This window comes from Gilliamella sp. G0441, assembly GCF_050589305.1.
Lineage (GTDB): Bacteria > Pseudomonadota > Gammaproteobacteria > Enterobacterales > Orbaceae > Gilliamella.
This window is the reverse complement of the sequence record NZ_JBNRJF010000003.1, coordinates 24,911-45,629: the sequence shown is the minus strand read 5'-3', so window position 1 is coordinate 45,629 and position 20,719 is coordinate 24,911. Positions and strand designations below refer to the sequence as shown.

General features: G+C 32.9%; 19 protein-coding genes and 3 tRNA genes. 12 read left to right on the top strand and 10 right to left on the bottom strand.

What is annotated here, in order from left to right:
• The first annotated feature begins 78 nt into the window (after positions 1-78).
• Together ACKJXD_RS03765 and ACKJXD_RS03760 are read left to right on the top strand one after the other, a co-directional pair.
• Positions 79-945: a hypothetical protein gene (locus tag ACKJXD_RS03765; protein WP_430875574.1), complete on the top strand. Its 867-nt coding sequence runs from the start codon at positions 79-81 to the stop codon at positions 943-945.
• A 5-nt stretch (positions 946-950) separates the two neighbouring features.
• Entirely contained in the window at positions 951-2,000 is a 1,050-nt protein-coding gene (locus tag ACKJXD_RS03760; RefSeq protein ID WP_294828677.1) for a glycosyltransferase family 2 protein, read from the top strand.
• Between the two features lie 52 nt (positions 2,001-2,052).
• Here ACKJXD_RS03760 and ACKJXD_RS03755 read toward each other — a convergent pair whose 3' ends face one another.
• The 5 genes from ACKJXD_RS03755 to ACKJXD_RS03735 form a co-directional block, all read right to left on the bottom strand.
• Positions 2,053-3,294, bottom strand: coding sequence for a sigma 54-interacting transcriptional regulator (locus ACKJXD_RS03755; protein WP_294828680.1), 1,242 nt, complete (start codon positions 3,292-3,294; stop codon positions 2,053-2,055).
• Positions 3,275-4,321, bottom strand: a complete 1,047-nt coding sequence (gene nagZ / locus ACKJXD_RS03750; protein WP_430875572.1) for a beta-N-acetylhexosaminidase — start codon at positions 4,319-4,321, stop codon at positions 3,275-3,277. Before nagZ ends, ACKJXD_RS03755 begins: the two co-directional genes overlap by 20 nt.
• Positions 4,321-4,944 (bottom strand): hypothetical protein, encoded by a 624-nt coding sequence (locus tag ACKJXD_RS03745; RefSeq protein WP_220216732.1) that lies wholly within the window; start codon positions 4,942-4,944, stop codon positions 4,321-4,323. The genes nagZ and ACKJXD_RS03745 overlap by 1 nt, the downstream gene beginning before the upstream one ends.
• Before the next feature lie 5 nt (positions 4,945-4,949).
• Positions 4,950-5,297 carry a purine nucleoside phosphoramidase gene (hinT, locus tag ACKJXD_RS03740; RefSeq protein WP_430875571.1) on the bottom strand — a complete coding sequence of 116 codons (348 nt, stop codon included), beginning with the start codon at positions 5,295-5,297 and terminating at the stop codon, positions 4,950-4,952.
• Positions 5,298-5,444: 147 nt separating this feature from the next.
• Positions 5,445-6,251 (bottom strand): sulfite exporter TauE/SafE family protein, encoded by an 807-nt coding sequence (locus ACKJXD_RS03735; protein WP_430875570.1) that lies wholly within the window; start codon positions 6,249-6,251, stop codon positions 5,445-5,447.
• A 261-nt stretch (positions 6,252-6,512) separates the two neighbouring features.
• Between ACKJXD_RS03735 and ACKJXD_RS03730 the strand changes: the two genes are divergently transcribed.
• From ACKJXD_RS03730 to ACKJXD_RS03720, 3 genes are all read left to right on the top strand, one after another.
• Positions 6,513-6,932, top strand: coding sequence for an OsmC family protein (locus ACKJXD_RS03730; RefSeq protein ID WP_065559191.1), 420 nt, complete (start codon positions 6,513-6,515; stop codon positions 6,930-6,932).
• A 107-nt stretch (positions 6,933-7,039) separates the two neighbouring features.
• Positions 7,040-8,395: an APC family permease gene (locus tag ACKJXD_RS03725; protein WP_430875569.1), complete on the top strand. Its 1,356-nt coding sequence runs from the start codon at positions 7,040-7,042 to the stop codon at positions 8,393-8,395.
• A gap of 102 nt (positions 8,396-8,497) precedes the next feature.
• On the top strand, positions 8,498-9,124 hold the full coding sequence (locus ACKJXD_RS03720) for a LysE/ArgO family amino acid transporter (RefSeq protein ID WP_220216728.1): 627 nt from the start codon (positions 8,498-8,500) through the stop codon (positions 9,122-9,124).
• A gap of 234 nt (positions 9,125-9,358) precedes the next feature.
• Here ACKJXD_RS03720 and ACKJXD_RS03715 read toward each other — a convergent pair whose 3' ends face one another.
• The 4 genes from ACKJXD_RS03715 to ACKJXD_RS03700 form a co-directional block, all read right to left on the bottom strand.
• Positions 9,359-11,698: an SEL1-like repeat protein gene (locus ACKJXD_RS03715; protein ID WP_430875568.1), complete on the bottom strand. Its 2,340-nt coding sequence runs from the start codon at positions 11,696-11,698 to the stop codon at positions 9,359-9,361.
• Between the two features lie 708 nt (positions 11,699-12,406).
• Positions 12,407-12,482 (bottom strand) — tRNA-Lys (locus ACKJXD_RS03710).
• Between the two features lie 18 nt (positions 12,483-12,500).
• Positions 12,501-12,576: transfer RNA gene (locus ACKJXD_RS03705), tRNA-Val, on the bottom strand.
• A gap of 35 nt (positions 12,577-12,611) precedes the next feature.
• Positions 12,612-12,687 (bottom strand) — tRNA-Val (locus ACKJXD_RS03700).
• Between the two features lie 183 nt (positions 12,688-12,870).
• Here ACKJXD_RS03700 and ACKJXD_RS03695 point away from each other — a divergent pair.
• The 6 genes from ACKJXD_RS03695 to tusA all read left to right on the top strand — a co-directional run bounded on the left by ACKJXD_RS03695 (position 12,871) and on the right by tusA (position 17,170).
• Complete coding sequence (locus tag ACKJXD_RS03695) at positions 12,871-13,833, top strand: PilN domain-containing protein (RefSeq protein ID WP_430875567.1); 963 nt, start codon at positions 12,871-12,873, stop codon at positions 13,831-13,833.
• Positions 13,834-13,922: 89 nt separating this feature from the next.
• Positions 13,923-14,300 carry a hypothetical protein gene (locus ACKJXD_RS03690; RefSeq protein WP_430875566.1) on the top strand — a complete coding sequence of 126 codons (378 nt, stop codon included), beginning with the start codon at positions 13,923-13,925 and terminating at the stop codon, positions 14,298-14,300.
• Positions 14,297-14,668 (top strand): hypothetical protein, encoded by a 372-nt coding sequence (locus ACKJXD_RS03685; RefSeq protein WP_430875565.1) that lies wholly within the window; start codon positions 14,297-14,299, stop codon positions 14,666-14,668. Before ACKJXD_RS03690 ends, ACKJXD_RS03685 begins: the two co-directional genes overlap by 4 nt.
• A 17-nt stretch (positions 14,669-14,685) precedes the next feature.
• A complete protein-coding gene (locus tag ACKJXD_RS03680; protein WP_430875564.1) occupies positions 14,686-15,981 on the top strand; it encodes a secretin N-terminal domain-containing protein in 1,296 nt (431 codons plus the stop codon).
• A 124-nt stretch (positions 15,982-16,105) separates the two neighbouring features.
• Complete coding sequence (locus ACKJXD_RS03675) at positions 16,106-16,921, top strand: Cof-type HAD-IIB family hydrolase (RefSeq protein ID WP_430875563.1); 816 nt, start codon at positions 16,106-16,108, stop codon at positions 16,919-16,921.
• An 18-nt stretch (positions 16,922-16,939) separates the two neighbouring features.
• Complete coding sequence (gene tusA / locus ACKJXD_RS03670; RefSeq protein ID WP_220216721.1) at positions 16,940-17,170, top strand: sulfurtransferase TusA; 231 nt, start codon at positions 16,940-16,942, stop codon at positions 17,168-17,170.
• 37 nt (positions 17,171-17,207) lie between these two features.
• Here the strand turns inward: tusA and ACKJXD_RS03665 are convergent, their stop codons facing one another.
• The gene (locus ACKJXD_RS03665; RefSeq protein WP_430875562.1) at positions 17,208-17,612 is read right to left on the bottom strand and encodes a protein YgfX; all 405 of its coding nucleotides are present in this window, start codon (positions 17,610-17,612) and stop codon (positions 17,208-17,210) included.
• Positions 17,613-18,160: 548 nt separating this feature from the next.
• On the opposite strand from ACKJXD_RS03665, the gene ACKJXD_RS03660 reads away from it, so the two are divergent.
• Positions 18,161-20,707 (top strand): penicillin-binding protein 1A, encoded by a 2,547-nt coding sequence (locus tag ACKJXD_RS03660; protein ID WP_430875561.1) that lies wholly within the window; start codon positions 18,161-18,163, stop codon positions 20,705-20,707.
• The last annotated feature ends 12 nt before the right edge of the window (positions 20,708-20,719 follow it).

Here is a 20,719-nt window from a genome sequence, read left to right as displayed (position 1 = left end):
AGATCTAAATCTGTTTCAAATATCAAAATGAAAATAAATGTATTAATTATCTTGTATAATTGCTCCTTATCGGAGTCAATGACAATCAAATCTATTTTGGGATCAGAATTAAATTCTATTCAATTAAATATGATAATTTGGAATAATGGTTCAACTTTACTTGAAGAAAATGACATAGTTAATCATCTTGAAGCTTCTCAGAAAAAAGGAATAAGTTCATTCATATATCAAGATATTAGGAACACATCATTAAGCAAAATTTATAATTACTTTATTCAAAAATTAAACTATGATTTTTTTGTAATTTTTGATCAAGATTCAAATGTTCAATTCTCTTTTTTTCAAAATATATATCAATATACTAATTTTGCTATTATTTGTCCTGCTATCTATCCTAAACAAAAAAATGATAAGCAATGTTTTCCTTCAGATTTTGAACAAAGAGAGTTAGTTATACTTAAAGGTGAATTTAACCTAGGTACAACTAGAACAATAAATTCTGGTACTGCAATTTCTAAAAATTTAATTGAGATATTGTTAGACAAACATAATTATGTATTTGATGAAAAATTTGCATTTTATCATACAGATCATCGCTTATTTGATTTGATCCATGAAACGTCAGAAACAGCTTTACTAAAAGGATTGTGTATTGGTGAGATGTATCATGACATGACATGTGAACTTCCATTAGAAAATTTAAGTCAACATGCAAGATTAGAAATAGCCTTTGCAAAAATGCTAATGCGTATGTATCGCACCCAAAATCCCAAACAACAGATAATTCGTAATCTTTTTTATGCATATAAAATGAAAAAGAAAGATCAATTGAATTTCAATAGTTTTTTAACATTACTTAAATGTGTGATAACAAAAGAGCATCCTCGTTCTAAAGTCACTATTGATAATAACATAAAACCGACTCATAGTTATGTCGTTAATTAACTAAAATGAATCATGATAAAAATCCAAAAACAGTTATTAATCTTTCAATCATAATACCTTGTTATAATGTTGAAGATTATATTGAGCAATGTTTAATATCTATTATCAAACAAGATTTTTTACCTAAAGAAATATTATGTATAGATGATGGTGCCACAGATAGTACAGCAAAAATTATTAAAGTTCTTGCTTTAAATCATCCTTGCATTAAGTATGTGTATCAGAAAAATCAGGGGGTTAGTGAAGCTAGAAATACAGGGTTATCACTTGCTTCTGCAAAATATATTCAGTTTGTCGATCCCGATGATATTTTGCATTGCGATATATTAAAAAAATTTTTCATTTGTTATGAAAAAAATCGTGATATTGAATTGTTTTATTTTGAACATGAATGCTTTGAAAATGATAAAAGTATAGATTATTCTTACTATCAACATGATGATTATTTCATATCTTTTAAGTCCGGTAATGAATTATTTACCTATTTAATTAAGAAAAAAAAATATCCTGGGGCTTGTTGGAAGTATATCTTTATGAAAGATATACTCAATCTTAATTTTGTGGGTAAAAATCATGAAGATCATTTGATTACTTTAGATATACTTACTTCTGCAAATTTGAGCTATTACTATAAAACTCCACTTTATTTTTATAGAAAAAGGGATAACTCTTTAAGTAATAAAAAAAATATTAACAAAAATTATGTTTCTCTATTCTCTCAAGTTGTAATTCAATGTTCTAATTATCTAAAATTCAAAAATCTATCTAATTATACCAAGCAACAATATATTAAATTTCTACGCTTAGATTATCTTTTTAATATTGATATCTATTATTTAGAAACCCAAAAACCAACTATATTGAATGCATATACCCATATTTATACTCGATTATTCATTAAAAATAAATTAAAAACAATAAGTAATATTTGGTATATAATTTGTTATGGTAAAAAAAATAACGTTCCTATCAAACACATTATGATTCTTCTCCAAGTTGCTTTAAATAAGGATATAAATTTCATAACAAACAAAATAAACGCAATGCTGGAGTAATATTTTCATAAACAGAATTGAAGATCAAAATACTTTTAATTGCATACCAACGTTACCGCCCTATCCCATAATCCCGTAATTTATTGGCGATTGCAGTATGTGAAACGCCTAACCGTTTCGCCAGTTTACGAGAACTTGGATACTTATCGTATAACTGTAATAAAATCTCTTTTTCAAACTGCTTGGTCATTTCATCTAATGTCTTATTTTCGATATTATCGATGCCTGATATTCTTGATGAAGTTTGCACAGGTAGCTCAATATCATTGACGGTCAATTTAGTTGAAGTCAACTGAGATAGAGCGCAATATAGGATATTTTTTAGTTGTCTTACATTCCCTGGCCATGAGTAACGGGCTAAATAATCAAAAACTTCATTATCGATATCAGGAGCAGGAATGCCTTGTTTATCGGCAAATTCATTGACAAACATCATGGTTAGCGGAGCAATGTCTTCTTTGCGCTCCCGTAATGAAGGAAGATGTAATGAAAGCACATTGAGCCGATAATAGAGATCTTTTCTAAATTTTCCTTGTTCGACTAAATCGGCTAAATCAACTTTGGTGGCACAAATAATACGTACATCAACATACACCTCATTATCATCACCAACCCGACGAAAATAGCCATCATTGATGAACCGTAATAACTTGGTTTGCATCTGAAAAGACATTTCGTCAATGCCATCAAGTAAAACCGATCCGCCATTAGCCTGTTCAAAAAAACCTTTTTTACTTTCTACGACCCCTGGGTAAGCACCAGCAGCATGACCATAAAGCTCACTTTCAACCACTTCGTCTGGCATTGCAGCACAATTTAACGCTAGAAAAGTCTGATCCCCTCGAGGGCTGTATTGATGACAAGCATAAGCAAGCAGATCTTTTCCAGTGCCTGTTTCGCCCGAAATTAACAACGGTTCACGTTGCATCGCAAACGCTTTTGCTTGTGCAACTAATTTTTGCATGGCATTACTTTGGGTCGCAAAAATGTCAAAAGCCTGATTTGCCACAACATGAATTTTAGATAACCTTTTTTTAAGATATTCTATGGGTTGGATGATAAAAATAGTTTTTGATGTTTCGTTAACTTTTTGTAACAGATAATACTGAGCATTAAGTACAATAATGGTATCATCTAGCTCATTAACACTTTGCATCTTATCCAGATGAAATATTGCCTGAAAATCGAAAGGTTGCTGTAACGTTAACAAAGTCGATGAAAGTAACGCTTGAGCCTTGTCATTATATGCTATAAGTCGTTTATTATGATCAATTTCAATGATGGCTACTTGCATTATAGTCCGCCCATTTTTCGTTTAGTTTCATGATGTTGTTGTATCGATTTTGCCAATCAACCGTTTTGATTAAATCCTCATGGCTGATTTTGTTTTGTGTCAACAGCGATTGCGCTTTAGTTGATCTTAAGGATTGTTGTTTATCTAAACTATTCAATTCCTCTAAAATTGCTAATGTTCCTTGTCGGTTATTACACGCTAACAACAGATCACAGCCTGCCTCTAATGCATTTTTTGCTCGCTCAGCATAATTTCCCATGACAGAAGCACCTTCCATCGATAAATCATCGGAAAAGATGATACCATCAAAATGTAATTGTTGACGAAGCACTGTTTTGAGCCAAAAGCTTGAACCGCTCGCAGGTTTATCATCAAACGCTGGATAGATAACATGCGCTGGCATAATTGCATCAAGTTTTTTATCAGCAATTAATCTGGAAAATATCTGCATATCATGTTCTATTAATAATTGATTGCGATGATCAACTGGCGTTTCTTTATGAGAATCAGCAATAACATGACCATGGCCCGGAAAATGTTTGCCGGTTGTTTTCATTCCTGCACTATGCATACCATCAATCATTGCAGATGCAATTTGATATGCGATATTGGCATCTTGATGAAACGAACGTGAGCCGATAGCTAAACATTCATGACCTAAATCCAATACGGGGGCATAACTCAAATCGATATCAAAGGCAATTAGTTCCATTGCTAACAACCAACCGGCATCAAAAGCTAAGGTCTTTGCTTGTTCAATATCATTTAGCAACGCATACGATTGGGCTGGTGGAATTAACGTAAAACCTTGTCTAAAACGCTGAACTCGTCCCCCTTCATGATCAACCGAAATGAGTAATCGTTCTGGGGATATTGAACGAATCTCTTTTATTAATTCTGATAATTGTTCTACATTCTGAAAATTACGGCTAAATAAAATGACACCAGCAACTAAAGGATTTTGTAAAAGCTCTTGATCTTCTTTAGTTAAGGTCGTCCCCTCAAAATCAATTAATAGTGGTCCCATTACTCATTAGCCTCTGGTTGATTATTATCAGTTTGCGTCTTTGGCTGAACAAAATCTTTCGAAGTTACTCTCCCTAAAATTTCGCCATTTTGGGTGTAAAGTAATTCCATTGAAAGATTAGCATCTGTTCCATTATCATCATTAGGTAATTGATAAAGTGTGGTAAACAAAACATATTGCGCATTCATTGATTTAGCTAACCCAATCATTTTTCCTCGAGAAACTAACGTATCATCTGAAGCAATACCGATTGCCTGTTTAGCTTGATTAATTGATTGTTTATTTGCAACTGAAAAAATTTGTTGTTTACTCATTAATTGGTGTAAAGCTTCATCAATTTGATTATTTGCAACAAAGTCACCTGTACGATTTTGTATATCACTGATTAATAATACTCTATTGCCTTCAGGGATTGATGAGGATTGTAGTATTTTAGTAATAAATGGTGATAAAATACTTCGCCAATCTGTTTTTTTAACAATTTGCGGTGGAGTTTCAATAATGCCGACGGGTGAATTATCAATTGGAGGAATATCGACTGTTTTTTCGGAATCAAGAAGATGACACCCCGCCAATAAACTGACAAATGAACTAAATGCTAATAACCTTATAATTTTTTTCATATTAATTAACCTATTAATCGCCCCAAATTTTTTCCACCTAATAAATGCATATGAATATGAAAGACCTCTTGTCCCGCATCTTTATTACAATTCATAATTAATCGATAACCATTTTCATTAATACCTTCTTGTTTAGCAATTTTAGCTGCCACAATCACCATATGTCCAAGTAACTGTTCATCTTGTTCAGTAACATGATTAACGGTTGGAATAAGTTTGTTTGGGATGATTAAAATGTGAGTGGGGGCTTGCGGTGAAATATCTCGAAAAGCGGTAACTTTATCATCTTGAAAAACGATATCTGCTGGAATTTCATGTCGGATAATTTTACTAAAAATAGTTTCTTCTGCCATTATGTTTTCCTTATAAAACCCGATAAAAGTGAAATTAGTGAAAGCATAACATATTTTTATTATAAAAGTGTATAGATAACGTTACAATTTACAGAAACAAAAAATCCAATTTAAATCAATTATCATTTAAAAAAATACATCATAACGCTAGGAAATAATTAATTTTAAGGCCAATAACAACAAGAAAACACCAAACAACCTAATCAGTTTATCCACTGAAATTCTTTGCGCTATCAGTACGCCCACTTTTGCCATAGGAATACTGGCTAGCATAATGGCTAACACTGCAGGAATATAAACAAAACCAACGCAATATTTGGGTAAAGGCATTACATACCACCCCGAAATGATGTAACCTATCGTGCCACCTATGGCAACCGGTAGCGTAAAAGCTGCTGATGTGCCGATTGCTTTACGCATACCAATACCGCATTTTTTTAGAAAAGGCACGACTAATACGCCTCCACCTACGCCAACTAAAGCAGCAAAAAGACCAATAACACCGCCCATTGCGATATAAATACTAGTATTCAACTTTACCACTTCAGTAGCGTGATTGTGCGCAACTTGACGGGTTTTAAAAACAAATTGACTACCAACATAAATCATGAAAATGACAAAAATCCATTTTAACCAAACACCTGGTATCAAAGGCGTAATGTAGGATCCTACGATAGTACCAATAATACAACCTAAAACCATTCTTTTTAAAATAGACCACTCGATATTGTGGTTTTTATTATGCATCCAGCTTGAAGACAAACTCGTCCCAATGATTGTCGCTAAGGACGTGGCTATAGCGATATGGTTTGTCCAAACACTATTAACGGTAAAGTGGTTGAGTGTAAAAATTAGCGCTGGCACAATCAAAGCGCCTCCACCGATACCAAACATGCCGGCTAACAGACCTGCTGCCGCCCCAATGCAAAGAAACAGAATAAATTCTAGTATCATAAAGCATCCTTTTGATTTAGTAGCTAACATTAAAATCGAGATCATTAATTCATATTTTAAAGAATATTTCAAATAATCATTTGGTTATATATCGAAATTGTACGGTTTTACAGGGTTAATATTTGACAGACCACCTAAGTTTAACATGACAATGTATTCAGTCATGATCAAATAGTGACAGATGACAAAAAATCGCTTATGTTAATAGAAAATCAATGAATAAAATAAATTTTTAAAAATGAAAATGGTAAGGAGTACATCATGAAAGATCGATTAAAATGGGTTGATGAATTTTGTTTTATGGGCGAAACAGCAAGCGGGCATGCCTTAATCATGGATGGCGGAATTGAACACGGCGGTCGCAATCGTGGCGCTCGTCCAATGGAACTATTACTGCATGGTGCTGCAGGTTGCATGGCTTATGATATTGTCGCTATTTTAAAAACAGCTAAAAAAGATATACGGGATCTGTGGATTGATATCGATAAAACTCAAGCTGATTCTTCCCCTAAAGTTTACACCACAATTAACTTTCATATTGTCGTCACAGGTAAAAATATTGACAACGAAGCCGTCGAAAAAGCCATAAAACTTGCATCTGAAAAATATTGTAGTGCCTCAATTATGTTAGGTAAAACAGCAAAAATGAGTTACACCTATGAAATAAGAGAGCACCATTAATCATATAGATCGAAAAGTTATATATAAATAACAAGTTGATCTTAGCTGTATAACCATTCATCCATTAACATATTGAACGTATGCTTTGATTTTAAATGAGAATGGTTATGCCGCAGTTAACAAAGAGTATGCGATTTCGAGATCTGGTCATTCTTGGATTGCTTTTTATTGGACCCGCAGCCCCAGTTGGATTATTTGGGGTATTGGATGCAACGAGTGATGGCGCCACGGCGTTAGTGTATATAGTAGCGACATTAGTTATGGGGTTTACAGCATATTCTTATGCCAGAATGGCAAATGCGTTACCCCATGCCGGATCGGTTTATGCTTACTGTTCAGCGGGAATTCATCCTCATGCTGGTTTTTTAGTCGGTTGGTTATTATTGCTTGATTATTTGTTTATTCCAGCTGTGGCTTATCTATTTAGTGGAATATCCCTTAATGCCCTCATGCCTGATATTCCTGTTTGGCTATGGACGGGTTTAGCGGTTATTGTGACAACAGCACTCAATTTAATAGGGATTAAAAAATCGATTAATATCACTTTAGTTATATTAATTCTTGAAGTCTTAATTTTATTAGCGATTTTAACTGTGGGAATTTGGGTATTATTAACAAGTGATATTGAACGAGACTGGTTAAGACCATTTACAGGTGGACAATTATTTACTTGGGAAAAATTATTTAAAGCGGTATCCATTGCCGTGTTATCGTATTTAGGTTTTGATGCCATCGCAACTTTTTCTGAAGAAAATCGAGGTGAACGCAATTTAGTCAGTCAAGCTATCCTAACTTGTTTATTCATAGCCGGCTTACTGTTTGTTATTCAAATTTATGTCGGTTCATTACTCAGTCCCTACTCTCCCGAATATCTGCAAACGCATACAGAATTACAAGGAAAAGCCTTTTACAATATTGTTAACCAAGAGATAAGTCTATGGCTTGGATGGGCGTTAGGTTTAATGAAAGCAATAGGTGCATCATTTGCTGCCATGGTCGGACAAGCTGCTTCTAGCCGTTTACTATTTAGTATGGGTCGAGATAAACGCTTACCTGCAATGTTTGCGAAGGTCGGTAAGCAAAGCGGTGTACCGACTATCGCAATTTTATTTGCAGCAATTTTTAATTTAGGCTTGGCAGCGATTGCAGCAATCAGTCCAAAAGGATTGCCAACTTTAATTTCATTTGTTGATGTTGGTGCACTCACTGCATTTATTATGTTACACCTTTCAGTGATCGGCTATTTCAAGTTTAAAAAACAGAATTTCAACTATCGTATTTCTTCTTTTATATTTGATATATGTTTGCCTATTATCGGTATCTTGGTCTTAATACCGGTATTACTTCATATTGATAATCAAGCCAAAATAGTGGGGATTATCTGGTTAACAATAGGCATTGTTGTTCTGATTTTTAATCAAGGAAAATGCCAATTAACGGCATTCACTAAAGCGAATATATAACCTAATCAACTTTAATTTATATCAACGATGCTATAGTGTATTGAATAATAGAATGGAATATATCAAAATAACAATTAAATACATTTAAAGGATTATTACACTATGTTGGCGGAAATATTACGGGGAGCGATGATCTCCGGTAGTCTTATTATTGCTATAGGTGCACAAAATTTATTTGTACTAAAGCAAGGTTTATTAAAAAATCATATATTCTTTGTGTCAGCTCTCTGTTTTATATGTGATTTTACCTTAATGTCAATTGGCATCATGGGAGTAGGAACATTTATTAGTGCCAATCCTTTAATTACCAATATCCTTGCCATTTTAGGGGCACTTTTTTTGATATGGTATGGATTTAACGCATTAAAAAGTGCGATTAAAGGCACAAGTAGTATGCAAATTGAATCTCAAGATACAAAAAACAATAGTTTACTGAAAGTCGTGCTTGCGACTTTAGCAGTGACGTTACTCAATCCACACGTTTATTTAGATACGGTTGTTATTGTTGGGGGAATTGCAGGAACGTTAACCAGTGAGCAGAAAATAGCATTTCTAATTGGTGCTGTTTGTGTTTCATTTATCTGGTTTTTTGGTATTGGCTACGGCGCCAGACTTTTAACCCCCCTATTCAAACAAAAAAGAATGTGGGTTATTTTAGATTGCTTGGTCGGTTTGGTGATGTTTTATATCGCTTATCGGTTAATTATGTATGTTTTCCAAGGCATTTAATCAACTAAAAGAATTAATAGGCAATAGTTAACCATCCTAATTTTTCTAAAACTTGTGATCATTACCCAGATCACAAGTTATTCTGGGTATATTTATCCTGTCAGCTAATTATTTTGTTCCAATATATGAATAATAACTAATTTAAATCATCTTTTTGCTTCAATGACGCCCCAAACTAAAAAATTAATTTAAATCTCTGCAATAAACTATTTTAAAGCTAGTTTTTCTAACCAGTTATTTTTTATCATTATTTTTTAAGGCATTAAGCCTGTTTTTTGCATTATTATTACCTTGTAAAGCAGCTTTTTCATACCAATATTTTGCTTTATTTAAATCAGGTTTAGTTCCTTGTCCTTTGTCATACAACAATCCCAAATTATATTGAGCGTTAACATAATTTTGACCTGCTGATTTTTCGTACCATTCTCTCGCTTTTACATAATCTTGGGTTACACCATGGGCTTTATCATACATCACACCAAGGTTATTTTGAGCTTTTGCATTACCCCTATGCGCTGCTTTTTCATACAATTCTTTCGCTTTAGCATAATTTTGCTTAACACCATTGCCAACATGATACATATAACCTAAACTGGTTTCAGCATCGATATTATTTTGTTTAGCGGCTTCTTCATATAATTGTTTTGCTTTCGCAAAATCTTTTGTAACGCCATATCCTTTGTCATACATAACTCCAAGATTATATTGAGCTTCAGCGTAACCTTGACGGGCCGCTTTTTCGTACCATTCTTTCGCTTTAGCATAATCTTGTGTTACACCGTATCCTTTATCATACATCACACCAAGATTATTCTGAGCTTTTACATTACCTAGTAAGGCAACTTTTTCATATAATCCTTTCGCTTTTGCATAATCTTGAGTTACACCATATCCTTTATTATACAACACAGCTAGATTATATTGAGCTTCACCATAACCTTTAAAAGCCGCTTTTTCATACCATTCTTTCGCTTTTGCATAATCTTGAGCTACGCCATGTCCTTTATCATATAGTATACCAAGGCTATTCTGAGCTTTTGCATTACCTAATGAGGCTGATTTTTCATACCATGTCTTCGCTTTTTCATAATCCTGAGTTACACCATATCCTCTGTTATACATTGTGCCAAGATTATACTGAGCTTTATCATTACCCTGAAGCGCAGCTTTTTCATACCATTCTTTGGCTTTAGCATAATCTTGCTTTACCCCAAATCCTTCTTCATACATAATGCCGAGATTATTTTGTGCTTTACTATAACCTTGAAGTGCAGCTTTTTCGTACCACTCTCTAGCTTTTTTGAAATTTTGAGTTACACCTCGACCTTCATCAAACATAATACCTAGATAATATCTAGCTTGAGCATATCCTTGCATGGCTGCTTTTTCATATAACTCTTTTGCTAAATTTAAATTTTGGGGAACGCCATGTCCTTCATCATACATACGAGCAAGATTAAATTGCGCTGTTACGTTATTCGATTTTATTGCTTTCTCATACCACTCTTTTGCTTTTGTAAAATCTTGATTAACACCTAGTCCATTATCATATAAATAAGCAAGATTATTCTGAGCTTGTGCATTGCCCTGAAGCGCGGCTTTTTCATACCACTCTTTTGCTTTAGCATAATTTTTACTTACACCATTACCATTATGATACATAAAACCTAGATTAACTTGCGCTTCAGGATGATTTTGCATGGCTGCCTTTTCATACCACTCTCTAGCTTTAGTTAAATCTTCAGGGACTCCTAATCCTTTATTATAGATATAACCAAGATTATTTTGCGCTAACACATTTCCTTGTTGAGCAGCTCTTTCATACCACTCAATAGCTTTAACATAATCTTGTTCAACTCCTTGTCCTTCATCGTACATTGAACCGAGATTATATTGCGCTATAGCATGACCTTGTAGCGCAGCTTTTTCATACCATTCCTTCGCTTTACTAAGATTTTGAGGAACGCCTTCGCCTTGATCGTACATGGAACCCAAATTAAATTGAGCATCAGCATGACCTTGTAACGCTGATTTTTCATACCATTCTTTTGCCTTGCTATAATTTTTGGCTATTCCTTTACCTTCATCATATAAATATCCTAGATTATATTGAGCTGAAGCATTTCCTTGACTAGCCGCTTTTTCATACCACTCTTTTGCCTTACCAAAATTCTGAGTAACACCATTGCCATTTTCGTACATATAGCCAAGGTTATTTTGAGCCAACGCATTATTTTGAAGTGCTGATTTTTCAAACCATTTTCTTGCTTTGTCGAAATCTTGTTTGACTCCATCACCGTTATAATACATTAATCCAAGATTGATTTGTGCAAGCTGATTGCCTTGAAGTGCTGATTTTTCATACCATTCAAAAGCCTTTTTATGATCTTTTTCAACCATTTGCCCATAATAATACATCAACGCTAAATTATATTGAGCCTCAGGATCATTATTATCATTTGCTTGTTGGTAGATACTTTCGAAAGTTATTGGCACTGTTTCTTCAGCTTGGGCGGAGAAGATAAAGCAAGTAAAGCACATTGATTGTAACAATATTGTAAGTTTTTTATTCATTTCATTTCCATTTCTAACATAATTTATTATTGTGTTTTATATTTCTGATATTTTCTAAAAAAAGCATTTCAAATAATTTTAATTAATTATATCAGTATTATAAAATTATAATTTTATTATTACTCATTTATTTTAACTACAATAGATTAAATAATAGTAAGTATCTTATTAATCTATTCCGATCTTGTCTCTTAAATCTTTTTATGATCGGTTAAAGCTACTTAAATTCTTGTATTATAATTATATTAAGCTTTAACATTATTTAAAAGATGTGTTTTTAACTGTTAGATTTTATCAACACCGCAAACTGTATTTTTCGGGAAAACCAATAAAATTATGATTTAATGATCATTAACTAAGATTTTGAATTGAATCTTCACACTTGCAATATTTTAGAATTGTGAAAAGGCTATTATAGCGGTTTTAATGATTTGGGTTGGGAATTGTACTAAAAAACTAATTTAATTCAAAAATGATAATATTCGAAAGAATAGCAAAATTGACCTGTTAGATTAGATTGATATAAAGGAAAGAAAGTGGTGGGTCGTGAGCTTGATTATTCAGCACTTCGTGTGCCTCACCCCTTCGGGGCCAACACTTCGTGTTGTTCAAATTCGTTCCAGACGAATTTGTCGAACGCTTGCGTTCTCATCGCTTATGTTTACTTAAATTAGTCTCGTTAACTATATTACGAAAGAGGAAAGAAAGTGGTGGGTCGTGAGCGATTCGAACGCTCGACAAACGGATTAAAAGTCCGCTGCTCTACCGACTGAGCTAACAACCCATAGAAAATTACTAAAAGTGGTGGGTGATACCGGGTTCGAACCAGTGACCCCCTCCTTGTAAGGGAGGTGCTCTCCCAACTGAGCTAATCACCCCAAATGTTTTATTGCTAAAACGTCACGGTAAAGATTGGTGGGTGATACCGGGTTCGAACCAGTGACCCCCTCCTTGTAAGGGAGGTGCTCTCCCAACTGAGCTAATCACCCTTACCGTGTGGATGTGCATTATAAGGCACGTCTTATTTCAGTCAACCTTTTTTTTCATAATTTCGCAAAATTAGCCTTGTTCGATTTAATTTTAACCTTATTTTGCGTAATACTTCGCAAAAATTCCTATTTCTCATTTTTATTTGTCCAATGTTGACTATGATTGGCAGGAAATTATTTAAGGTGAAAAGAAATAAATTGAATATGTTTATTAGCAAATGTCGTATTAAAATTCATATTGAACCCGAACTTTTACAATATGAAATGATTTATTTGAATAAAAATAAATCACACAAAGAAAACCAAACAATTGCTTATTATCCCTATCAAAATTTTAACGATGTGGAAAAATTTATAAATGAGCTGAAAAAATGCCTTCCTCGACAAACGGTATTTGAACTTTATCTTGCTGAAAATACTATTCAAACAACGGAACTTGAACTACCTAAGATAAAACTAAAGTCCGAAGAGCTGACTTTATATGTTGAAGCATCAATTTATAAACTATTTGAAATACCAGCTCAAAATATCTATTTCGATTTTATTTATACGACAACGCAAAGTTATATCATCGTTAGCATATGTAATCGTAATGACATAAATGAATGGCTTAATTTATTTAAAAAACATAAGTTAAAATTAAACTTTATTGGCGGATTGATAAATGAAGAAAAAATCAATTTTTTACCTTGGCGACAAAATAAATTTAAAATACATAAGGTTAGTTTAATCTTGGTCGTTATAAGTATTATCGGGATATCCAATGGTCTGTTATGTTATTTATGGCAACAAACACAAACTGAATTAAATCATTATTTATTGTTAAACTCACAACAACAAAAAATAAAAAAGGAATTAACTGAACAAATATCTACCTTTATCCCCAATCTATCGATCAGCCAAAAACAACTTTATCAAACTTTATTGTTACTTTCCAAGCAATTACCTTCAGTGATTTGGTTGGACTCTTTAGAATATCAAATTAATCGAGTCATTATTAAAGGTAACAGCCTACAATATATTGATATTATCAATTTTAGTCATGCTATTTTAAAATTTACTGACATAATAAAATGTCGAATCCTGCAAGTTTGGACTAATAAAAATCATTTATCGTTTGAAATGGAAATTGAATTCAATGAATAATGATTTTTTTTATCGTCCTATTTGGCAACAATACGGTATTTCTTTTTGTGTTGTCATGACAATATTTTTCTTCAACTACCTATTTTTTCTTGAATGATATAACTCAAGAAGTAAACCAACAAAAATTACTTTCACAAACAAACAATCAAGAAATTAATAGATTGCAAACAACCATAGAGAGATATCGGCAAAATCACAATACGATGTTAAGGTTAATTTCTGAAAAAGATTTAGCTAAAGCAATAAATAAAAATCATTTAATCTTAAATTCTTTTAAATATTACAAGGCAAATTCCATTCAAAACTGGGATATAGAATTAAAGGGAAAATTCTTAAATTTTTTGTCTTTTATAAAATGGATGAAGGATAACGATTATTACATTGATATAAAAAATTTAATGATTAATCGAGAAATTAATGATTTAACCATATCATTCACCATAGTATTTGATATAGGAAAAGCATGAAGTATTATCCCGTTTACCTAATAATTTTTAGTATCATTATTAGTTTTTATGTCAATGCTGACAACACTTTGTCACGCGATCCTTTTAACCAGCTTTATCCCATTTCTTGTGCTACACAAGCAGATATATTGCAGGAACAAATACAAAGCTGGCAACTCAAAGGTATGATAAAACGACAAAACAGTAATTATTATCAAATTTGGTTATATTCAAATCAACAATGGTTAACAATAACAAATAATGAAGTTCCCCATGTTTTATTTCCATGGCAAATAAAAGCATTTTTAAGTGATAAAGTGATTTGGCAAGCTAACCTGGCTCTACCATGTAAAGATAGTCTTGCCTGGACTATGTCATTTAATCCATGAGACTAAGGTACAATCTAATGGCAAAAATTCAATTTTATTTTAAAAATCTTTGTAAAAAATGGGAGTTGTTCATTATTATCTTATCAATATTTTGTGTGAACTGTAGCTTCGCAAATGTTAATAAATTTGCTGAATCAACAAAATCCGATCTTATTACTCTGAATTTTCATCAAACTGAAGTTGCTATCATTTTGCAAGCTTTAGCCGATAGTAAGCAACTCAATTTGATCGTGACTGACGATCTTTCTCAAAAACAAACAATCAAACTTCACGATGTTAATTGGAACAAAGCACTGACAATAATACTTAATGCAGCTAAATTACAAGCGAAAATCGAAGATAATATCTTATTTGTTTCTAAAACCGTTGATCCTCAAACTTTACTTCAAAAACAAAAAATAACGCAATTAGAACAAGAGAAAGAACTTCCACTTGATACGCTTACCATCGAAGTAAAACATGCTGATCCAGCAATAATACATGAAACAATTTTACAGCAAGGTATACTCTCTGAACGAGGAAAAGTCTTAATCGATAAACGAACTAATTCAATCATTATTACTGATCTCTCAAAACGATTTAACAATATAAAAAAACTAGTTAAAACCCTCGACAAACCTATACCGCAAGTTCATATTTCAGCTCACATTGTTAATATGAGTGATGAAAGCATGTCTGAACTTGGTATAAAATGGGGATTTTCAGGTCGTTCATCACAAGTGCTAAATAAATTTGATGTTGATTTAAATGTAACAAATCCAAGCACTAATATAGGTTTTAACCTAACTAAAATTTCAGGTAGTTTACTTAATTTAGAGTTATCTGCTTTACAAGCGGAAAATCAACTTGAGATTATTGCTAGTCCAAATCTACTCACCGCTAATCAAAATATGGCATCAATCAAACAAGGAACAGAAATCCCTTACGAAGTATCCAACGGTAACAGTGGCTCGACCTCCATTGAATTCAAACAAGCTGTTTTAGGATTGGAAGTTACACCTAAAATAGTTGGGAACAATATGATGATTTTAGATCTTTATATAACACAAAACACGGCTGGACAAGCGATTAAACGCAGTGATGGTGGTGAATCACTCGCCATAGATACGCAAGAAATAAAAACACAAGTCAAGGTTAAACATGGAGAAACAATTGTTTTAGGCGGAATCTTTCATCAGATTAATAGTCAAAATAATCATAATGTGCCAGGTGTCAGTAAAGTTCCCATTGTAGGTAATCTTTTTAAATACAAGAATAAAAAACAACAAAAACGAGAATTAGTGATTTTTATCACACCACATTTAGTTGAGTAAATGTTAACAGAGTTGTATCATACTTTAACCTATATTTTGAACTTTTACTTTAACAGAGAAATTGGCTTCAAAGTATTGTTTTACATCATTATGATTATCAATTTTTACAATAGCAGAGAATATTATGTTTCAAGTTGTCGCTTCGGATTTAGATGGCACTTTATTAACGCCTGAACACAGTCTTTCACCTTATACCAAACAAGTTTTGCAAGCATTGCGTCAAAAAGGTATTCATTTTATTTTTGCCACAGGGCGACATCATATTGATGTTGCACAGATGCGAGAAAATATGGAAATTGATGCTTATATGATAACTTCAAATGGAGCCAGAGTTCATGACAGTCATGGAAACTTAATTTTTAGCCAAAATGTTGAACCTTCGCTTGCCAGTCAAATCGCCCAAGAGTGCACCGACGATCCATTAGTGTTTACCCATATTTATCGAGGCGATCAATGGTTAATTAATAAAGAAGACACCTATTCACTCAGTTTTCATCAAGAAAGTCATTTTACTTATGAGTTTTTTGATCCTTATAAATTTGAAACAGATGATATTGCTAAAATTTATTTCACGACAAGTGATGATGCCCTTCATCCACATTTAGTCAAATTAAAAAATCGACTTGATGAAAAGTATGGCGATCAAGTCAGTATTGCTTTTTCATCATTAAATTGCCTTGAAATTATGGGGGCAAATGTTTCCAAAGGTAGTGCATTAAAAAAAGTGGCCGACAAATTAGGATTATCGTTAAACGATAGCATTGCGTTTGGTGATGGCATGAATGATTATGAAATGTTAAAAATGGTAGGAAAAGGGTGTATAATGCAAAATGCAACCCCAGATTTACGACAAAAATTACCTGAATTAGAAGTAATTGGTTCAAACGCTGATGATGCTGTACCTCATTATCTTAATAAACTTTTTTCAATAAATCTTTAACCAACATTATTGATAAATATGAAAGCAGACAAAGAACTTAATACAATTGGATTACGCTGTCCTGAACCCATAATGATGGTTCGCAAAACAATGAGAGAGCTTGCTATTGGGCAAGTTCTACTTGTTATTGCTGATGATATGGCAACGACTCGTGATATCCCAAGCTTTTGCAGACATATGGATCATGAATTACTCAGTTCTCAAATTGAATGTCAACCTTATTATTACTGGATAAAAAAAACTCATTAATAACATATAATATGTGTTAATGTTCTATCTTGATTAATCAAGTTAAATCAATTTGATATAAGTAGTAACGAAGCGTTCGCCAATCATCAGGCTTAAGATTATTAGTGATTAAAAAAAGGGTACATCGATGCCCTGTACGTCGTGACTTTAAATTTAAAAGAATAATATACCGAAATATCAGCGGTCTATGCATTAAATACCAGCGCTGATTATGCCAATAGATCTGATTAATATGATGAAATAACGCAAGCTCTCCTGTAATTGTTTGAAAATAACAGATACTACGCCACCACTCAATAATTAATGCTACATCGACTATAAACGTATAAGAGTTTAAATGAGTATCAGCAAATAAAAAAAGGCTGGTCATCATTAGAAACAAATAAAAACTTGAAGAAATGATAATTTGCAAGTAAGATTGATTAAGTTTTGTACTCCACATAATTTCTAACCAATAAAATTAAAATTTAACTATTTCATATTTTGATTAGAGTCATTTGAAATAAAATAATAATTTGTGAAATGATTCTCAAAATAGATGGCGTATTATTGATTGAATGATTCAATTTTAAAGCTAATAGTTTAATTTATAAAACTACGATTAAGCTTTTAAAAACAATTTTTAACTAAAATGTAATATTCATCATTGAGCGTTAATAAACTTTTTTTATTCGAAGAGATAGTTCAAGCATCAAAAATATTAAACAAATGGATAATTTTAAATATGAAGAATTAATATTTTGTTGAATAATGCTTTACACAGTTAAAAAAGAAAACGTTTTCATTAAAGTTCAGTAATCAGAAATATTTTAAACAGAAATACAATATATTTCTCAATAACTAAAACGAATTTCAACAGCTATTTATTTTGTGCAAATTAGTATATTTAGTATATACTCATCACCTTAAAAATATAGAAACCGTAAAGGCAAAATAAATTTTAAATTTATGTTTTTATGCCTTAAGTCAATTGGTTAGGAATTATTTGTAATGTTTATTCGAGTATTAAAATTTCTTCTCAAATTTTTTGCTGGTTGTTTTCTTTGTGGGCTAATTATCGGTATTGCCGGTTATGCCTATTATTCAAAGGATCTACCAGATGTCACTACGCTAAAAGATGTGCAATTACAAACACCGTTACAAGTACTCAGTAAAGATGGTGAGTTAATAGCTATTTTTGGTGAACGTCGACGCACGCCGCTTAAATATGACAAAATCCCTAAAAACGTTATAAACGCTGTAATCGCTACAGAAGATTCTCGATTTTATGACCATTTTGGTGTTGATCCAATTGGTATTATTCGCGCAATGTACATTGGTTTGAAGCAAAAAGGCTTTTCACAAGGCGGGAGTACCATTACTCAACAAGTTGCCAAAAACTTTTTTTTAACATCCGAAAAAAGTATTTCTCGAAAAGCCAGAGAAATAATTTTGGCTATTCGTATGGAAAAAGAACTATCCAAAGATGAAATTATGGAATTATACTTAAATATGATCAACTTTGGATCGCGAGCTTATGGCGTTGCAGCCGCTTCTTATACATTTTTTGGTAAAACACCAGATCAATTAACGTTAGATGAAGCCGCATTATTAGCCGGTCTACCTAATGCACCTTCTGCTTATAATCCAATTTCTCATCCACAAAAAGCATTAATAAGACGCAACTGGGTACTGGGAAGGATGTTAGATCAATCTTATATTACTCAAGCAGAATATAATGAGGCCATTAAAAAACCATTAACTGCCAGTTATCATTCACCGCAAATTGAATTTTCAGCACCTTATGTCGCTGAAATGGCACGCCAATTTATGTTTGAAAAATTTGGTGAAGAGGCTTATACAGATGGATACAAAATCTATACAACCATCACCAAACAAGATCAACTTGCCGCAACAGATTCAATCCAAAAACATATCATAGATTATGACATCCGACATGGTTATCGTGGTGCAGAAAAAGTATTATGGAATGCTACAGAAACCCCATGGAATGAAGAAAAAATACAGAAAACGTTAGATGGATATCATTGCTATAGCGGTATCTGTCCAGCTGTTGTTCTACAATCTTCTGACAAACAAGCTACAGCTATACTCAGTGATAAATCAAACATTGAGATTTTGTTTGAAGGGATGAAATGGGCAAGACCATTTATTAGTGATACAAGACAAGGAGCATACCCGAAAAAAGTGTCAGACACGTTAAAAGCAGGACAACTTATTTGGGTTAAAAAGTCTGATGAAAAATGGGAATTATCACAATTACCTGCAGTAAATGCAGCATTAGTATCATTAGATTCAGAAAATGGTGCAATCAAGGCCATTGTTGGTGGTTTTGACTTTAATTTAAGTAAGTTCAATCGAGCCACGCAGGCACTTCGTCAGTTAGGGTCAAATATTAAGCCATTTATTTATACCGCTGCTCTCGAACAAGGTTTAACCATGGCTACACTTCTTAATGATGCTCCGATAGTTCGTAGTGCAGGTAGTTCGACTTGGCGACCTAAAAATTCACCTCCGCAATATGCTGGCCCTTTACGCCTAAGAATTGGATTAGGTATGTCTAAAAACGTAATGATGGTACGTGCTTTGCGTGCAGTAGGTATTGAATATGCAGCAACCTATTTAGAACGGTTCGGTTTTCCTAAAGAAAACATTTCACACAACGAATCACTAGCTTTGGGCTCTGCATCATTTACACCATTACAAGTTGCCAGAGCATATTCTGTAATTACAAATGGTGGTTACTTAATCACTCCATATTTGATCGAAAAAATAGAATACAATAGCGATAATAAAGTTATTTATCAACATCAACCTCTTATCGCTTGCCATGATTGCAAAGACGATATGACTATTGATGCATCATCTACATCAATATCTTTAAATGATGTTGAAGATACGACTAATGAATCAGAAAATGAAGAACCAGAACAAGCAAATCTCAAAGCTGACGATAATATTATTATTCCAGACATTGAGATTACTAATAAAGAGGCCAACACAAATATTACACCAATGTATGCACCTCACACATTAAGTCGTGATATTGCCTTTATTATGAAAGATGGTTTGCGTTCAACTGTTTTTGGAGGCTCTGATTGGCAAGGTACGGCCTGGCGTGTTAAAGCCTTAGGTCGTAGAGACGTTGGTGGAAAAACAGGAACGACGAATGCTTCTAAAGATGTATGGTTTTCTGGATTCGGTGGAAATATAGTGACGACGGTTTGGATGGGATTTGATGACCATCGTCGTGTACTCGGTAAAACTTATCGAGCTGAAGGAGGAGCTAATACAGCAAATCCTATATGGGTTGACTATATGAAAGTAGCATTAAAAAATGTTCCAATTGTTGTCGATCGAAGACCGGAAAATGTTATTAGCGTAACCATTGACCAAAAAACGGGATTATTACCATTATCAGATTCAAAAACTATGTCAGAATATTTTATAAAAGGCACTGAACCAAAACAGTATGCAACAAAAGAAGTTGGTACAGAAGTGACTGATTCAGATGGTAATACTAGTGAATTATTCTAAATAAGGATTTGA

What these genes read in the sequence shown, in the direction of transcription:
- nagZ (WP_430875572.1), bottom strand. Translation starts at nt 4,321, where the DNA reads ATGGGACCACTATTAATTGATTTTGAGGGGACGACCTTAACTAAAGAA.
- ACKJXD_RS03720 (WP_220216728.1), top strand. Translation starts at nt 8,498, where the DNA reads ATGTTGGCGGAAATATTACGGGGAGCGATGATCTCCGGTAGTCTTATT.
- ACKJXD_RS03760 (WP_294828677.1), top strand. Translation starts at nt 951, where the DNA reads ATGAATCATGATAAAAATCCAAAAACAGTTATTAATCTTTCAATCATA.
- ACKJXD_RS03755 (WP_294828680.1), bottom strand. Translation starts at nt 3,294, where the DNA reads ATGCAAGTAGCCATCATTGAAATTGATCATAATAAACGACTTATAGCA.
- ACKJXD_RS03685 (WP_430875565.1), top strand. Translation starts at nt 14,297, where the DNA reads ATGAAGTATTATCCCGTTTACCTAATAATTTTTAGTATCATTATTAGT.
- ACKJXD_RS03715 (WP_430875568.1), bottom strand. Translation starts at nt 11,698, where the DNA reads ATGAATAAAAAACTTACAATATTGTTACAATCAATGTGCTTTACTTGC.
- ACKJXD_RS03660 (WP_430875561.1), top strand. Translation starts at nt 18,161, where the DNA reads ATGTTTATTCGAGTATTAAAATTTCTTCTCAAATTTTTTGCTGGTTGT.
- ACKJXD_RS03765 (WP_430875574.1), top strand. Translation starts at nt 79, where the DNA reads ATGACAATCAAATCTATTTTGGGATCAGAATTAAATTCTATTCAATTA.
- ACKJXD_RS03730 (WP_065559191.1), top strand. Translation starts at nt 6,513, where the DNA reads ATGAAAGATCGATTAAAATGGGTTGATGAATTTTGTTTTATGGGCGAA.
- ACKJXD_RS03665 (WP_430875562.1), bottom strand. Translation starts at nt 17,612, where the DNA reads ATGTGGAGTACAAAACTTAATCAATCTTACTTGCAAATTATCATTTCT.
- ACKJXD_RS03745 (WP_220216732.1), bottom strand. Translation starts at nt 4,944, where the DNA reads ATGAAAAAAATTATAAGGTTATTAGCATTTAGTTCATTTGTCAGTTTA.
- ACKJXD_RS03725 (WP_430875569.1), top strand. Translation starts at nt 7,040, where the DNA reads ATGCCGCAGTTAACAAAGAGTATGCGATTTCGAGATCTGGTCATTCTT.
- hinT (WP_430875571.1), bottom strand. Translation starts at nt 5,297, where the DNA reads ATGGCAGAAGAAACTATTTTTAGTAAAATTATCCGACATGAAATTCCA.
- tusA (WP_220216721.1), top strand. Translation starts at nt 16,940, where the DNA reads ATGAAAGCAGACAAAGAACTTAATACAATTGGATTACGCTGTCCTGAA.
- ACKJXD_RS03680 (WP_430875564.1), top strand. Translation starts at nt 14,686, where the DNA reads ATGGCAAAAATTCAATTTTATTTTAAAAATCTTTGTAAAAAATGGGAG.
- ACKJXD_RS03675 (WP_430875563.1), top strand. Translation starts at nt 16,106, where the DNA reads ATGTTTCAAGTTGTCGCTTCGGATTTAGATGGCACTTTATTAACGCCT.
- ACKJXD_RS03735 (WP_430875570.1), bottom strand. Translation starts at nt 6,251, where the DNA reads ATGATACTAGAATTTATTCTGTTTCTTTGCATTGGGGCGGCAGCAGGT.